The organism is Prochlorococcus sp. MIT 1223, assembly GCF_034092465.1.
Lineage (GTDB): Bacteria > Cyanobacteriota > Cyanobacteriia > PCC-6307 > Cyanobiaceae > AG-402-N21.
In genome coordinates this window covers 135,310-150,970 of sequence record NZ_CP139303.1, presented here as the reverse complement: position 1 = coordinate 150,970, position 15,661 = coordinate 135,310, and the positions used below count along the sequence as shown (strand labels likewise).

General features: G+C 35.2%; 17 protein-coding genes and 1 other RNA gene. 6 read left to right on the top strand and 12 right to left on the bottom strand.

What is annotated here, in order from left to right:
• Positions 1 to 8 precede the first annotated feature (8 nt).
• Both SOI85_RS00755 and SOI85_RS00750 read left to right on the top strand, forming a co-directional pair.
• On the top strand, positions 9 to 209 hold the full coding sequence (locus SOI85_RS00755; protein ID WP_320664324.1) for a hypothetical protein: 201 nt from the start codon (positions 9 to 11) through the stop codon (positions 207 to 209).
• Positions 210 to 470: 261 nt separating this feature from the next.
• Positions 471 to 1,127 carry a neutral zinc metallopeptidase gene (locus SOI85_RS00750; RefSeq protein WP_320664323.1) on the top strand — a complete coding sequence of 219 codons (657 nt, stop codon included), beginning with the start codon at positions 471 to 473 and terminating at the stop codon, positions 1,125 to 1,127.
• 43 nt (positions 1,128 to 1,170) lie between these two features.
• Here SOI85_RS00750 and SOI85_RS00745 read toward each other — a convergent pair whose 3' ends face one another.
• From SOI85_RS00745 to SOI85_RS00700, 10 genes are all read right to left on the bottom strand, one after another.
• Entirely contained in the window at positions 1,171 to 2,979 is a 1,809-nt protein-coding gene (locus SOI85_RS00745) for a tetratricopeptide repeat protein (protein ID WP_320664322.1), read from the bottom strand.
• Positions 2,976 to 3,674, bottom strand: coding sequence for a hypothetical protein (locus SOI85_RS00740; protein WP_320664321.1), 699 nt, complete (start codon positions 3,672 to 3,674; stop codon positions 2,976 to 2,978). Before SOI85_RS00740 ends, SOI85_RS00745 begins: the two co-directional genes overlap by 4 nt.
• Positions 3,675 to 3,707: 33 nt before the next feature.
• Positions 3,708 to 4,676, bottom strand: coding sequence for an SPFH domain-containing protein (locus SOI85_RS00735; RefSeq protein ID WP_320664320.1), 969 nt, complete (start codon positions 4,674 to 4,676; stop codon positions 3,708 to 3,710).
• Positions 4,677 to 4,756: 80 nt separating this feature from the next.
• Entirely contained in the window at positions 4,757 to 6,028 is a 1,272-nt protein-coding gene (locus tag SOI85_RS00730) for a hypothetical protein (RefSeq protein WP_320664319.1), read from the bottom strand.
• An 81-nt stretch (positions 6,029 to 6,109) separates the two neighbouring features.
• Entirely contained in the window at positions 6,110 to 7,216 is a 1,107-nt protein-coding gene (locus tag SOI85_RS00725) for a hypothetical protein (protein ID WP_320664318.1), read from the bottom strand.
• 70 nt (positions 7,217 to 7,286) lie between these two features.
• Positions 7,287 to 7,418: a hypothetical protein gene (locus SOI85_RS00720; RefSeq protein ID WP_320664317.1), complete on the bottom strand. Its 132-nt coding sequence runs from the start codon at positions 7,416 to 7,418 to the stop codon at positions 7,287 to 7,289.
• A complete protein-coding gene (locus SOI85_RS00715; RefSeq protein ID WP_320664316.1) occupies positions 7,415 to 7,582 on the bottom strand; it encodes a hypothetical protein in 168 nt (55 codons plus the stop codon). The genes SOI85_RS00720 and SOI85_RS00715 overlap by 4 nt, the downstream gene beginning before the upstream one ends.
• 130 nt (positions 7,583 to 7,712) lie before the next feature.
• Positions 7,713 to 7,910, bottom strand: a complete 198-nt coding sequence (locus SOI85_RS00710) for a hypothetical protein (RefSeq protein WP_320664315.1) — start codon at positions 7,908 to 7,910, stop codon at positions 7,713 to 7,715.
• A 455-nt stretch (positions 7,911 to 8,365) separates the two neighbouring features.
• A non-coding RNA gene (gene ssrS, locus SOI85_RS00705) (6S RNA) lies at positions 8,366 to 8,545 on the bottom strand.
• A gap of 20 nt (positions 8,546 to 8,565) precedes the next feature.
• A complete protein-coding gene (locus SOI85_RS00700; protein WP_320664314.1) occupies positions 8,566 to 9,753 on the bottom strand; it encodes a 5-(carboxyamino)imidazole ribonucleotide synthase in 1,188 nt (395 codons plus the stop codon).
• Positions 9,754 to 9,970: 217 nt separating this feature from the next.
• Here SOI85_RS00700 and aroB point away from each other — a divergent pair, with 217 nt between their 5' ends.
• The gene (aroB, locus tag SOI85_RS00695) at positions 9,971 to 11,077 is read left to right on the top strand and encodes a 3-dehydroquinate synthase (protein WP_320664313.1); all 1,107 of its coding nucleotides are present in this window, start codon (positions 9,971 to 9,973) and stop codon (positions 11,075 to 11,077) included.
• On the opposite strand, the gene SOI85_RS00690 is transcribed toward aroB, so the two are convergent.
• On the bottom strand, positions 11,078 to 12,292 hold the full coding sequence (locus SOI85_RS00690; RefSeq protein ID WP_320664312.1) for a class I SAM-dependent methyltransferase: 1,215 nt from the start codon (positions 12,290 to 12,292) through the stop codon (positions 11,078 to 11,080).
• Between the two features lie 31 nt (positions 12,293 to 12,323).
• Between SOI85_RS00690 and SOI85_RS00685 the strand changes: the two genes are divergently transcribed.
• Positions 12,324 to 13,127 carry a TPM domain-containing protein gene (locus tag SOI85_RS00685; protein ID WP_320664311.1) on the top strand — a complete coding sequence of 268 codons (804 nt, stop codon included), beginning with the start codon at positions 12,324 to 12,326 and terminating at the stop codon, positions 13,125 to 13,127.
• 25 nt (positions 13,128 to 13,152) lie between these two features.
• Here SOI85_RS00685 and SOI85_RS00680 read toward each other — a convergent pair whose 3' ends face one another.
• Positions 13,153 to 14,013 (bottom strand): TIGR04168 family protein, encoded by an 861-nt coding sequence (locus tag SOI85_RS00680; protein ID WP_320664310.1) that lies wholly within the window; start codon positions 14,011 to 14,013, stop codon positions 13,153 to 13,155.
• A 35-nt stretch (positions 14,014 to 14,048) separates the two neighbouring features.
• On the opposite strand from SOI85_RS00680, the gene nadA reads away from it, so the two are divergent.
• Together nadA and SOI85_RS00670 are read left to right on the top strand one after the other, a co-directional pair.
• Positions 14,049 to 15,011, top strand: a complete 963-nt coding sequence (nadA, locus tag SOI85_RS00675) for a quinolinate synthase NadA (RefSeq protein WP_414477818.1) — start codon at positions 14,049 to 14,051, stop codon at positions 15,009 to 15,011.
• Positions 15,012 to 15,080: 69 nt separating this feature from the next.
• Positions 15,081 to 15,656 (top strand): DUF1543 domain-containing protein, encoded by a 576-nt coding sequence (locus SOI85_RS00670; protein WP_320664309.1) that lies wholly within the window; start codon positions 15,081 to 15,083, stop codon positions 15,654 to 15,656.
• Positions 15,657 to 15,661: the final 5 nt, after the last annotated feature.

The following is a 15,661-nucleotide window of genomic DNA, read 5'->3' as shown; positions in this document are numbered from 1 at the left end:
AAAATGTGATGACAGAGAATTATAAATCTTATCTTTTAAAACAAATAAAGAAGTGGGAGGAAGATATAGAATTATACGAAAGGTATTTAGATTCAAAGGATTTATCATTTGATGGTAAATACGGAGCAAAGGAATACATATCAATGGCAAGAAATAATATTGATGAGATTAATTTAAAACTAAATAGACTTAATAAAGGTAACATCTAATAAATTAAGAACTTCAAAGATGTTGGAGGTATAAATTCGGATCTCCTGAACTACGAGGTTATATAGTTGCTAAACGAAGCAAGATCAACATCTCTCCATACAAATTCCTCGAGATCACTCAAAATTCTGTGAAGGAAAGAAGTGAAGTGGATATGAGCTACACCAGACCGAAGAGGGGAGACGTCAGGAAAGCGATAGAGCGATTGGATTAGACAAAAAAAAAAGTGTTATGGGGGTAACTGAGTTTTCTTAGTAATTAAAATGGACACGGAAATTTATGTCAGAATTTATTCTGACCTAGCAGAAATTGTGATCAAACAAATAATTTCAGCATCATTGCTATATTCACTACTTTTACTTGGATCTACACCAGCAAAAGCAGCTTTAGATTTGACAGAGGGTGTCGAATCATTGATTGAAGTCGTACTTACTGGTGCTTCTAAGACGATGGGTAAAAGGGCAAACGCAAAAGAAATCAAATGGACCTGGTGCGATGACACTTATTACAGCCCAAGCTCAGGCCTCATCTGCTTTGAAAAGAACTTCATGAATGACCTAGCAAAGATAGGAGATGCGGCTGTTGCCTTTGTTGTCGCCCATGAATATGCCCACCACGTTCAATTTGCACAGGCGCAACTAGTAGCCAGGGCAAAAAACAACACAATGAGAATAGAATTACAGGCAGATTGTTTCGCTGGAGTAATTCTCGCAAGTATTCCAAACCTATCTTTCAACAAAAAGGATGTTGAAAATATGATTTTAGCAGCGGCATTACTTGGAGATAAAGAATATGATCATGTTCAACATCACGGAGCAGGAGAGAACAGAGCATTAGCTCTAAGGTCTGGCCTGAGGTTTGGAAGTACTAAAGGAAAGATTAAAGATGCTTACTATAAAATGTTTTGTTTGCAGAAATAATAACTAAAGAATAAAAGGAAAAAGCTATTTCTTTTTATGCAATTTATGTACAACTTCTACGATACAACTCATCGATACTTTCTGAATTACCGGGCAATTTCTTTAGACTTTTCAGTCTATTTAAGTTAGGTTTTGCGTAATAGCTTTTGGAGTGACTTTTCTTGGCGTAGAGAACCCAATCAGAACAAGCTGCACTATAATCTTTGATCATATATTTAGAATTCCCTCTAAGGGCATATAATGGCCAGTTATATCTTCGTAATTTAATCGCTTTATTCAAATAATCAATTGCATCAATATATTTACCTAAATTAAAATTAATTTGACCTAGCCAATAATAAGACTGAGAAGTACTATCTTTGGGTTTTTTAATTAAAATTGATTTCTTAAAATCAGAAATAGCTGCTGCATATGTAGATAATTTATAATATGCTTTTCCTCTCGATTGATAGAGGCCAAAGTCTGGCAATATATTTATTGCCTTAGTATAGTCATCAACAGCGCCCTTAAAATCGTTGGACATACTCCTAGCAGATGCTCTTCCCTTGTAATATTCCACATTGTCAGAATCTAGTTCAATCGCTTTAGAATAATCACTAATAGAAGAAAGGTAATTACCACATAGGAAGTTACCTTTGGCTCTATAATAATAAGAAGTATCTGAATTATATTCTGGAATTAACAAGTTAGAAAGACGAATAGTATCAGAGCAATCTTTACGGTTTCCATGTGTTTCTTTTAATCTATCTAAATAATACTTTGCCTCTTTCGGTAGTTTCTCTTCTTTTTCTTTTCTTTTCCTTTCTTTTTGTTTTTCTCTTACTTTTTTTTGATTAGATAAGATCTCTTGTTCTAACTTACTACAAAAAACCTTGTAATTCTTATCTTTAGAAAAAGTAATTTTAGTACCAAGTTTTACAGATTTATCAATATCATCACAATATCCTTTTTTATCTAATAAAGCATTAGGAGTATATTTTTTACGAGCTCTTAACAATTTAGATCGTGCTCTCATATAATATGCATCACCTCCTCTAATATTAAGCTCTATTGACCTAGAGCAATCTAATATTGATTGACTATAATTACCTAAGTTATAATTAGCAATACATAGATTATAATTAACTGCAGCAGTGTCTCTTTGTACTTTATATATACGATAGTCAGAGATTGCTTGGGAATAATTACGCATCCCATAATTAGCATTACCTCTCTCAAAGTAAACAATTTTTCTTTCAATATAAGATTTAGGAGCTAGTTCAATTGTTTTACTAAAATTCTCAACTGCTGATCTATGTTTGAATAATTTACCATTAGCTAAGCCAAGATTAAAATATAATCGATGATCTTTTGGTGAGATTTCTAATGCACTCTCAAAGTATTCTTTTGCCGAGGAATATGAATTCGAGTTCAGCGCCTTGAGTCCTTCGTTAAATAAATATTCAGCTTCTTTCTTTCTAGTATGCTTTACAATTAAACTGGAAGAGATAGATAAAGACAATAAAACAACTATTCCAAGGGGTAGGTAAGGTATTATTTTCTTAGTTCTTTCACTCTTTAACTCTTTTCTAATTAGTTTATTTAAATTCTCAAGCTTGTCTCCTCCATACAGTTGTATTTTATTTAATAACAGAATACTTCTATTTTTTAATTTATTAGTACTTTTCGATAAATTTCTTGTTATCAAATAAAAATTAGACTTTATATTTTTTATTTCAAAATCTTCTCTATTCAATCTTAAGCTAGATCTTATACCCTTTTGAATCCTTTGACCACAGAAATTACATTTAATTGAACTATAAGGGACAGGTGCTCCACAGTAGTTGCATTTATTTGAGGATCTAATATTCATTTTACTTCTGCTAATATAATTATAACTTGATCTGGGTCTAAAGAAGATTGAAGCTTAGATAACATTAGCATACAAGAAGATTCTCTAAAGTAAGAACTGAATTCAACTATTTCTTTTATTCTTGTTATTTCTTCTATAATCTCTTTATTATCTAAATAATCAATTGATGCCTGTTTAAGATATTTTTTCCATTCCTGTCTATATCTCAGACTAGAGTTTCTCTTTCTTGCCTTTTCTTCTGAAGCATTGATTTGTTTTTCTTCTATTTCACGATTGGTTTGAACCCAAGCCTCTTTCTTTTTAACTAGTTTATCTTTTTGTTTAATAACCTGTTTACTTGATGCAGAGAAAATTTCAGCCAGAATAGTATTGACAATTAAGGATGAAACAACTATCCCTACAGATAATTCATTTTGAATAGCATTAAACAGATTTAAAAGTATTGAAGTTGTTGCTACAACTAAACATGTCAACAAGACATTTGCCGTTCCAAGCTTAACTATTGCGACTTCTCTTTTGTTCCCAATAACTAGCTGTAATTGCAATACCAACAGGAATGAAACCAGTATATAACTAATCAGTGGAACAATGCTCTCTAATTCTGTAGATGTCTTATTGAGTTGAACAGAAAGGAGAAATGACCATACTCCAATTAATGGGAGCCATAAAATTGGAAGTGCCGTTTTCAATCTCATAGTTTTCTAGTAATGGAATTGGTCATGTGAATCCTAAATTTGTCCTAATAAGTCCTGTTTTTTCTTTTCATACTCTTTTTCAGAGATGAGCCCCTCGTCATACAGATCCTTTAATGAGCTTAGTTTCATCTTTAAGTCTCCAGCTGATTCAGTTTTTGTTTTACCTCCAAAGTTAATTCTCCCCAGACCTTCTGACATTAATTTGCCTGCAACATTTGAATCTTTTTCTGCAGCTTTATTAAGGGCATCAAGCGCTCGTTCTTGTTGATAGAAACCTTGTGATTCTGAAGCTGCCTTTGCTCTAATTCTCAAACTGGCAGCATCTGCAAGACTCTCTTTGATCTTTATATATTCGGGGTTATCTCCAATGACTTCGATTCCTTGAATAAAGAAATCTAGAAGCTTTAACCCAAACCGTTCAAACGATCGATCGATAGATTTCTTTGTATCTGCTGAAGCCTCCTCCAAAATGGATTCGATTGTGAATATATCGAGGGTTCCTTTCTTAATTTTGTCTGCAATGTAGTCTTTGAGGCTTCTCTCAATATTTGGGACAAGAAAGTCTTTCAACTCTTGCTTAGTCATAGACATTTTCTTTCCAACAACCTGAACGACAAAAGATGCAGGGTCTTGAATCCTCAATAACATCGAGCCATATGAACCAACAGGAACAATGAGTTGATGCGTCGTATCTTTAGCTTGTAACTGAACACCCCACTTATAGTCAGTGGAAGAAGTTTTACTGACAAACCAAACATCAAGCTTAATTGGAGAGTTATTACCAATAGATCTTCTTATAAGTGCATCTAATCCAGGTATGTTTCCTGATTCAATTAAATGCTTGCCTGCTTGAAGAATCTGTACAAGCTGTCCATTTTCAAAAAGCAACGCCTCTTCGCTTTCATTTACAAGTATCTGAGAGCCTATGACGATATCTCTATTAGGATGACACCATACCAGCGAATCATTGGTTGCCTTACTTTCTATTGTTGTAACGGCCAAGGTCTTCTTTAAATCTTTATGAGTTTACCATCATGATTAAATGATGTTTAAAGCATAAATTTTTCTTCAAAATTAAATAACTATTCACTATCATTCTTGCCTGCATATTTAATGATGATTGAAATAATAATCACAAGAAATATCGGAACTAATAAAATATACTTGAGTCCTAACTGATATGCTTTTTCAATTAAATTCTCTGTCTCATAATTTTGTTTATTGAGATCTACTTTCTTAGCACTGGAATCCTTACAAGCTTTAGTTAAAGTGATTTCATTATCGAAAAGTTCATCCAAGAATGATTCAGAATTTCCTTTTTGATTTACAAATGAGTCACTTGTATCGCGAGCTCCTAGTGAAATACCTTTGAGTAAATCATTACAAGCAGCATCTCTATTTGTCCAATATTGCTCCAAACCTTTTTGGAAATATGCTTGTCCAAAAAGAGGATTAAGATCTATTTCTTTAATAAAATCTGCTTTTGCAGCTTCACTATCGCCAGTCTCACTTTTTGCTAACCCGCGTCTAAAGTAAAACTTGTCGAATGTTTCATTAGTATCTTCAATCTCAAGTTGTTCTATCTCCTTAGAAGTTAAAGCCTCATATAAAGTCGTTAATCTATCTAAATCACTAATCGCTCCTTTGAAATCTTTTAACTCAAATTTAGCTATACTTCTAACATTAAAAGCTTTAAGATAATTTGAATCTATTTTCAAGGCTAAATCTGCATCCTTGATGACTCCTTTGAAATCGTCTAGCATTAATTTAGAGAAAGCTCGATAGTAATAAGCTTCAACATTTTTTTTCAAATCAAGCTCATCATCAAAATATTTAATTGATTCCTTCCAGTTTTTATCCTCGATTTCAATTAAACCTTTGGCCAAGTAATAACCTTTAGGTCTTACACCTTTGGTCCTTCTCTCGCTAGCCCCATCGCATTGAATTTCTTTGTTTACTTTCTTTGCTTTGCATCGATATTCGATCAACTCATTTCCTTCGATTTTAAATTCAGACAAACTATCGACGCTAGTTCTACTAAATCCTCCTTTCTTAATCTTGTTTTCTACTAGCGCATCAAGCTTTCCTTCCTCCTCTGTAACGACCCCATAGATATCTATTTTTTGTATGGCTCCATCAGGTTTTATGCAATATTTGTAGGCTCCAGATTTAGGTGTAACAAACTCAGGACTCTCTATACAATCAGATTTGTTCTTATAGAGCTCGCTAGGTGATTCAGATTTAGCTGGCAATAGAGTTGAACATCCCAGCAAAGATAATGTTGAGAATCCAGTTATGAGTTTCTTCAAAGTCATAAGAGTCAATGATGTTTTCCTAGTTATTTTCTTTGTCAAAACCAATCATCTTCTAAAGTTATTATCCCACAAAATAAAGAAGAGCGTCCTGGACTGAAGGTAACCTGTACTGTTTTAGTTTCAGCTCTTGCAGACTTTTCTCAATAAGACCTCATAATTTACAGCATGTTCCTTTCTCCATAATTTCCTTAAGGCAAGAGATTCCTTGGAACTTTTAAGAAGAGATTTTATTGTATTTATACTTTCTAAACGATGCTTGGGATTTTTGCACTTGTGTTTAAAACCCTCCCGAAACGGACAATAATTCTTATCAGACACTTCTCTAAGGCGTTCTTCGTAATTGCTGAGATTATTTCTATGCCACGCTAAATATTTCCCACTTTCCAGGTCACTATCAACATCGCCTGAACTCCACCAAAGTTTTCCCATTTTTCTTTGTACTGAAAGAGGTTTTCGCCTTTCATACTGCTCTTTTTCCTCATAACCAAACTGAGAAGGAAATTGTGATTGCATTTCATAGAACTTATCTAGTCCACCATTTTGGTAATAAGCGATTAACCCTTTCTTGCATTGAACCGCAGCATCATTGTGGTTCAAAGTAGAAGGCGTCTGCCCATCTCTGATTGAGGAAGCCAACTTCACCACAAACCAGTCGTTATATTTTTTCTTTGAGCCAATATCAACCCATCTTTTCTTCTGGGAGTTTTCTTCAATGCACTTGGATAGAGATTGGTTTTTTCTCCATCGTGGGCACCAAAACCTCAAGCTAGCTATCCCTTCTTTAGTGTCCTCCCTGCCATATAAAACAAAGTCTCCGGTCTCTTCAGGAGATGGCATTTTGTAAGGAAAATCTGGATAGTAAGGTTTAGCAGTTTGTGGATAATTAATTTTGAAGTAACCCCAAACACTGATGGGTATTGCCATGAATAGAAAAATATTCCTTTTTCGACGAAAAACTTTCCCTACAAATTTCCCTACAACTTTCAATTGTTTATCAGAGAGAATGTTCTGCTTTTCAAAAAGGATTTTTCCTTGAGCTAAAAGCTTTTTCTTAGAAGGAAGAGGAACTTGCCTGAAACCGTTGTTGATTTGATCTAGAACATTTCTAACGTCTCTTAAAGATTGACGAGTTCGTACGATTGGCTGTCCACAAAACTCACATTTTGCTTGAGAGGTAGTCCACTGAATGGGTGCACCACAGCGGATACATTTGATTTGTTGGGACAAAGCGAGACAGCGAACAAGCTAGGCGTCAGGCCTATGGAAATTCTAATTCCTTCTGCTCAAAAGGCTCGCCTCAATAATGCGGTGGCTGTGATTCTTCAAGGGGAAAGTAAGCACCATCTTCATCATCAGGGTCTTGTCCCCTGAAGTATTCCTTTACTTCGTCATAGGAGTCATCATCTACATCTCTCTCTGAATCAGTCATTCATCTTCCTCCTTTTGTTTAAACCAACCCTGTTCTTTTCTTCCTCTCATGAGAGAGGTGATCAAGGCACCTGCAAAGAATGCTCCAATACCTCCCATGATCAACAGCAGAGGAGAAGGAGAAGTACCTCCAGCGACTTGGTTTAGCGGGTCAAGTGCATCCATTCTCTTAGATCTTCTTCTTTGTTTTCTCTAACAGTAGAAGCATCTCAACACTAATTAGAAATAAGCAATTTATTTAAGGATTATGATTGCTGGCTTTACTAATCAAAACCAATGACTTTGAACCTTGCTGTTAAAGAAGGTATTCACCAGCCGGTTTGGAATAAGAAAGGTAAAAAAGTCCCTTATAAAACATTGCTGTTTTAGGTACATTTGATTTATCTAAGAGATGCTGCCATGCAGGCTTCACCGAGCTCGGATACGCAAAAGAAATAGGGAGTCCCCAACCCTGAAAGAAAGCAAAGTCTTTGACCTGTCTAAAAGACAGCATCTCGTTTACTTCTATCCCCAGTACCCATGACTGGCAGCCTGAATCCGTTGCTATCTCGGATTATCGGTCTACGCCTACTACGAGGCTATGTCTTGATTAAACGCTTTGAATGAGAAAGCTATGCTCGCTACGTTTAAAGTCCAGCTCGACTCAAAAAGAAACTTCATCACTCATCTCATTCGGCATACTCCCTTATCCCGTCCCTCCTGTATAGACCCCTTATCGCCTTTCCCCTGTATAGACCCCTTATTGCGTTTTCCATGTATAGACCTACCCTTGCTTGGAATAGAAAATTGAAAGCAAACGATCTACTTACCCATTAAAAACGTATCTAGGGAAGGATTAAAGAGATCACTCTTAACTAAAAATCTGTAGGTAAAACTTGTAGGTACAATTAAAAGACCTTGCGAATAAGCAACTAAATCAAATTAATGTTATATCAATCACTTTCGAAGAGTTGAACCACCTTGCCGTGAGAACCTCAGCGTTCGACCTGGTAATACCAGAGGGGGGAGTCAAAGTGGTGCTTCGTTTCCAGTTGACTGGTATACGTCACATACACGACAGTCTCCCCCAAATCGAAAGAGAGTCAGATCAGAGCACTAGAAAGGCCTTCACCAACAAAGTAGTCCTGTTAAATATTAATGCAATCCTGTCATTTAATGGGCCAAATTAAACGTATTTTTTCGACTATCTCCATTGCCTCTTGTCTTCTAGAAGTAAAGTCATCTGACCTCAATACAAATGTTACATGCCCTAACTTCCTTCCTGGCTTTTCTTCTTTCTTTTCATACCAGTGCAAATTAACCCCAGGTATTTGTTTTATTTGTTCAACTCTACTTTCTAAAGTCAAACTACAACTATCGGGCTGCCCCAAAAGGTTAATCATTATAGCTCCAGGGACAATCATCTTGGGAGAGGGAACGGGCAATCCAGCAGCTATGCATACTTGGTGATCAAATTGACTGCTTTGACAAGCTTCAATGGAATAATGACCAGAATTATGAGTCCTAGGAGCTATTTCATTAACAAGGAGACCATTCTTTCCATAGAAAAATTCAATTGCTATTACTCCAAAATAGTTAAGCTCACTTAATAGAGATGCCACTATATTAAAAGCCATCATCTCCACTGAATGGCTTACATCAGCTGGGGCCAGGACCCAATCACAAACTTGATTATATTGCTGAGTTTCAACAAGTGAAAAAACTTTGATACTTCCTTCTAAGTCTCTACTTGCCACAATGGAATACTCTTTTTCATACTCAACCCATTTCTCTAAAAACCAAAGTTTTGAATCCACCGAGGTTATTAAAGTGTGCAGTTGACTGAAGTCATTAATCTTTTTAGTGCCTTTACCATCATATCCACCTCTAGAAGCTTTTGCCATCAAAGGAAAATTCCATCCATTTGGTAATTTTGTATCACTAAGGTTTATAAAAGATAATGGCAACCAATCTGCTGCAGGTATATTCAATTCTTGAAGCAAACTCCTCTGAGAGCTTTTATCCATCAAAGCAGATATAGATGAAATCCTTGGAATAAACTGAATACCTTCTTTTTCTAAAGACATCAGTTTTTCAGTATTTACCCATTCATTTTCAAAAGTTATGCATGCACACTCACTTGACATTTGCTTTGTTGTCTCAACATCAGATTGATCTGAAAGAAAAACCTTTTTTGCATTTTTTGCCGCTGGATCGGATTTAGAGACAGTTTGTATTGCTATGTCAATTCTTTTCTGTAGCGCCGAATCAACTAACATTTGGGCAAGTTGTCCTCCTCCAACAACTCCCAACATATTCTTTAAATGGTGGTTTAGGGGTGGAGATGGATTGCTCATATACAGCAATAAAAATAGTAAGAAGAGAAAAAGACTAACAACTTAAAAAAGCCTCAAAGATTTTTATTCTACCTAAAAGCTCATTATCATTATATCTAAATCAAAACAACTAATCTCTTTTATATAAGACTAGTATCAATTTATTTAAATAAATATCCTTTGTTCTTTCAATGATTATTTAATATAGTCATACACATACAGATTTAATATCAAAATTGTGAACCAGAATCCAAAAGTAATCCAGGTAGACTTAGTTAATAATCCATACAATGTCATAATTGGAGGAAAAGGATTAAAAAATATTGGTGAAGAATTAATCAGATTAGGGATTAATAAAAATACAAAGATCCTTCTTGTAACAAACCCAATTATCTATAAATATTATGGCGAACAGGCTATAAATCAGCTTAAGGGAACAGGGCTGCATGCAAATTCATTGACTATTGAAGAAGGCGAAACTAATAAAAACTTAAGTACAATTGAAAAGATACATAATGCTGCCTTTGACTATAAGCTTGAAAGAGGATCTTTAATAATAGCTTTAGGAGGTGGAGTTGTTGGAGATATAGCTGGTTTTGCAGCTGCCACTTGGTTAAGAGGAATTTCTTTTATTCAAGTTCCTACTACATTACTTGCAATGGTAGACGCCTCAATAGGAGGTAAGACAGGTGTAAATCACCCTGGGGGTAAAAATTTAATTGGGGCTTTTCATCAGCCGAAATTAGTTTTAATTGATCCATTAACCTTAGATACTCTCCCACAAAGAGAGTTCAGAGCAGGGATGGCTGAGGTAATTAAATATGCTGTAATTGGAGATTATGAACTATTTAAATTACTAGAAGATTCTCCAGAAATAAATAGCCTTTCTGGAATGGGAAAAGATCTTATCGAAGAGATCCTTCAACGCTCAGCTTCCACCAAAGCAAAAATCGTTATGTCTGACGAAAGAGAAGGAGGCCTTCGAGCAATATTAAATTATGGTCATACATTTGGTCATGTAATTGAAAATCTTTGTGGATATGGGAAATATCTTCATGGAGAAGCTGTTGCAATTGGAATGGTTGCAGCTGGACAACTAGCTGTCCTTAAAGGAAAATGGCAAGAGACTGATGCTAGACGACAAAAAGATTTGATTAAAAGGTCTGGACTACCTACCGTTTGGCCAAGCTTAGATATCAATAAAGTTTTAAAAACTTTAGAAGGAGATAAGAAGGTAAGAGATGGGAAAGTGCGGTTTATTCTTCCAACTAGCATTGGTTCTACTGAGATTTCAAATGATATAGATAAAACGGAAATAGTTGAATGTCTTAAAAAAATCAGTTAACTATGGTTCTTGTAGAAATCTTGTGGATAGTTGAATATTATTTGCTTTGACAATTGTATTTTGATTATTAAATTGGAAGGCAATCCAACGAAAATCACCTAAACAATGAGGATCTACCAATCTAAGAAGTGTTTCTCTTCTTTCAAAAGCAATTGCCAAATTCTCGATTGATAAAGAGTTCAATGAATAAAGCTTTTGAGAAAGACCTAATGCTAATAAAGCTTCTCCTTGGCGTAGATCACCTAAGAAGATTAGTCCATTATTTTTAGCAGAATCTATCAAGGTTTCTAAACATAAATGCGAGGTTAGATCCCAATATCCTGGCTGATAAAGAATATTAGTAGAAGCGGTATTATTTCTATATGCCATCAGAGTTCCTGATGATCTCTTTTCACTGTAATAGCGATATGCCTCTAAGGCATAATCAATAATTAATAAAGAACCTATTGATAAAATCTTTGAAACCTTTTTAAACCAAGCATTTAACCCTATATGCCATTCAGTAGTCCAACCATCAACAACTCCAAATGGTGGTATTTTGATGTTATTAGAACTTGTAAATGAATCTATAGAGTTAATTAATTGAACAGACAGAGGAAGCTCGACAAAATTCAAATAGCTATTTTGATCCTTTTTTAAAATAGATATGCCCTGACGATATAAATCTCCATTTCTAAATACGATTCTCTCTACTGGCATTGCGTCTAATAATTCATTAGCTATTACAATTCCTATAGAAGGTTTTCGTTCTAAATCACTTAAAGAACTCCATCTTATAGGAACTGATTTAATATTTTCTAGATTTCTTTTTTGTCTATCTATCATCCCTTGATTAACTTCTACCAAAATCAATTCGATTTTGCTTAAAAGTAATGGAGCTAATTTTTCTATTGAATTAATTAAGCCTTTAGACAAATCACCTTCTCCAGGACCAATATCAATTAACGAGAAAGACTGGGATTTATCACAAAATTCACCCAATTGATTCAACCAATCAATTACTTGAACAGCCAAAAGGTCGGAAAACTCAGATCCCAAAGATGGGGATGTGACGAAATCTCCGTGTTTACCTATAGACAAACGTCCTGTTGCATAGGCTCCATACTCAGGATCATTTAAAGACCATTCCATAAATTGGAAGAAACTAATACTTCCCTTCTCTTCTTCAATACGCTTAGAGAGCCAATTTGGACATTCAGCGTCTATAGGGTCCATTGGCAAGAATCTTATTCGTTAAGATAATCCCATGAAATCACAACGCACAATAAAAGCTTTTTCAGCTATCTTCGCATTTCTAATATCTTTAAGCTTATGGTTACCTGCGTATGCCTCTAATAACCCAGAATTACTTCCTGATCATCAAACACCAGTAATTGATCTTGCCAGGACATTAAGTAATACCCAAAGAGAAGCTCTAGAGAAATCACTTATTGACTATGAAAGTAATACCGGATGGAAAATAAGATTTCTATCTCAATATGAAAAAACCCCTGGATTAGCAGTGAGAGAGTTTTGGGGACTCGATGAAAGTAGTTTATTGGTAATAGCAGACCCAAGAGGAGGAAATCTATTAAATTTCAATGTTGGTGATGCTTATTTCGCTCTTATGCCAAGAATTTTTTGGGTGGAACTACAGACCCGTTATGGCAATCAATTTTATGTTAAAGATCATGGAGAAGATGGTTCTGTTCTTGATGCAATCTCAGCGGTAAAGACCTGCCTTGATAAAGGAGGATGTGAAGTTGTACCAGGTCTTCCTAAAGAACAATGGACTTGGACATTAATAACCTCATTACTTGGTGGATTAATTGCTGGTTTTGCAGCAGCACCAAGAAAGGAAGATCAATTAATTGCATGGGGTTGGCTTTTACTTCTTTCTCCTTTGTGGATAATTCTTTTTGGAGTTTTCGGAGTTGCTCCAGTTATTACTAGAACCAGTGAGATACTTCCACTCCTAAGAAATGGGGTAGGTTTTTTGGGTGCCGGGGTTATTGGCTACTTACTAGCTCAAAGAACATTAACCAAAAGCATAAAATCAAATTCTGATTAGATCCGAACCAAAGCATTTTGTCTAATTATTGATCTAATAATTTTTCCTCATATGCCAATGTTGCATCATTTCTATACCAACGATGAGAAACACGTTTAAGACTATTGTTTTGGAATTCCACCCAGGAAAAGTGACACAAAGATTGCCCCAATACATCTTTTCCTTTTCTAGGAACACATGCCGCATTGAGATAAGACGTACCCCAAATATCTTTAGTAAATGTAACTCTCTTCCCTTGGCCTCTTCTCAAAACATGATGCATATGACCAAAAACAACTAAGTCAGGAACCTTTATTTTTCTAATCTTATCAATTGCTAAAGATAAATCTTTATCTCCCCAATCAAGAGCCGGTGCCTTCCAATCACGGCCACAAGGGCTCGCAAAATCAGATCCAAGACCAGACGGTCCAGAATGAGCCAAAATAACAAAAGGTTTATCAGTTGGTACTTCTTTGGCTGCAGCGACAATTCTCCTAACTGATTCTTCAAGGGTAATCGGACCAAAAACTGCATGAACTTCTTTAGAAAGATAAAATCCACCCCCGGAACTACAAGGCCTAGCACCAATTAAAGAAAAAGATGGATTCTCAAAACGTTTAAGGCTCCAAGAACAATCTAAATCACCCAATAAATTCAATTGTGTTTTAAGAAGAAGACCCGTGCCATCATGACCATGATCATGATTTCCAAGTATTACTGACACTGGAATAGGTATTTTTTTTATTTCCTTTACTACAGCTATATCTCCTTCTCCTAGATCTCCAACGAAAAGCACTGCATCAGGATTAATCCTGATAATGAGGTCAAGATCTTCACTGCTCCATAAGCCATGAAGATCACCCGCAATCAAAAGATTAAAACTAGACAGCGTAATTAAGTTAAACAACCTCTATAATGCCTCAAATGCTTTGAAGAAAACTGATTACCGCCTACAAGACGGTTTTACCGGTTCCCAATAAAAGGGAAGAAGTCTTAGAAGAGATTGCTTTGCTTTGTCAAGAACGCAATGCGGTAATACTTGCTCATTACTACCAAGAGCCTCAAATACAAGATATTGCTGATTTCATTGGAGACTCACTAGAACTTTCTCGAAAAGCCGCCAGCACAAACGCAGATGTAATTGTCTTCTGTGGGGTACATTTCATGGGAGAAACAGCCAAAATACTATGCCCAGATAAAACTGTACTTATCCCAGATATTGATGCAGGTTGCAGCTTGTCAGACGATTGCCCAGAAGACGAGTTCAAAAAATTTAAACAAAAATATCCGGAACACTATATTGTCAGCTACATCAATTGCTCAGCGGCAGTAAAAGCCGAAAGTGATTTAATTTGCACCAGCAGCAACGCAGTTGATCTTGTAAATCAATTACCAAAAGATAGACCAATTTTGTTTGCACCCGATCAAAATCTTGGCAGGTGGGTTCAAAGGAATAGTGGGAGAGAGCTAACCTTATGGCCAGGAAGATGCTCGGTTCATGAAGCCTTCAGCGAAGAGGCTCTTATTAAACTCAAGCTTAAATATCCAGACGCTGATGTTATTGCGCATCCAGAGTGTCAGCCAAATATTCTAGATCTAGCAGACTTCATTGGATCTACAAGTAAATTACTAAAATACACTCAAAGCAGCAAGAAAAACACCTTCATTGTAATTACAGAACCAGGCATTATACATCAAATGAGACGAGCCAATCCAAGCAAAGTTTATTTGGATGTTCCAGGAATTGATGGATGTGGATGTAATGAATGCCCATACATGAGATTAAATACACTTGAGAAGGTTTTAGATTGTTTAAAACATATGAAACCACAGATAAGTTTAAGTGAAAGGATAATAAAAAAGGCATATATTCCTATAAAAAGGATGCTTGAGATGAGTAATTGATTAACAATTAATTTAAACCAACAGAAACTTATTAAGATAAAAATAGATCAATAGTTTAATATTTATTTTATGAATCAATATCTATCAAAAAGTGAAAAGAGTCTATTTCTTGTAATACTTGGAGGGAATATTAGAGCCTGCAATATTGAACTACATGACGTAAGATGGGTCATAGGAGAGAAGATAGAAGATACATTTAAACAACTTAGAAATGAATGGTTTGGAGAAAAGAAAGGACTTCATATAGATAGTTATATAAAGATTAGATTTGTAGATGGGTATAAAGTTTCTATAACAAGAAAGTCTTCCTTAAGTAGCAAAATAAATAAGCAAAATAATATGTTATGGTTTGTCAATCTAGGAGGTTATAATAAAAATGAGCTTGCAGAACAACATAGTTTTAGATTGGTAGTCGCTAAAACAAGCAAAGAAGCAATAACAAAAGCAAAATATCAATGGGAAAATAATAAATTAAACAAAATACACAAAGATAACTTGACAAAGTTAAGAAGAATTATAGGAATTGACAATTGCCATTCAATCAAAGTGAACGGTGATTGGGAAATTGAACTAACTGAAGACAAAGAGAAAAGATGTCAACTATTTGTGCCTGATTGGTATGGATATATGAGAATAGATAAATAATATTC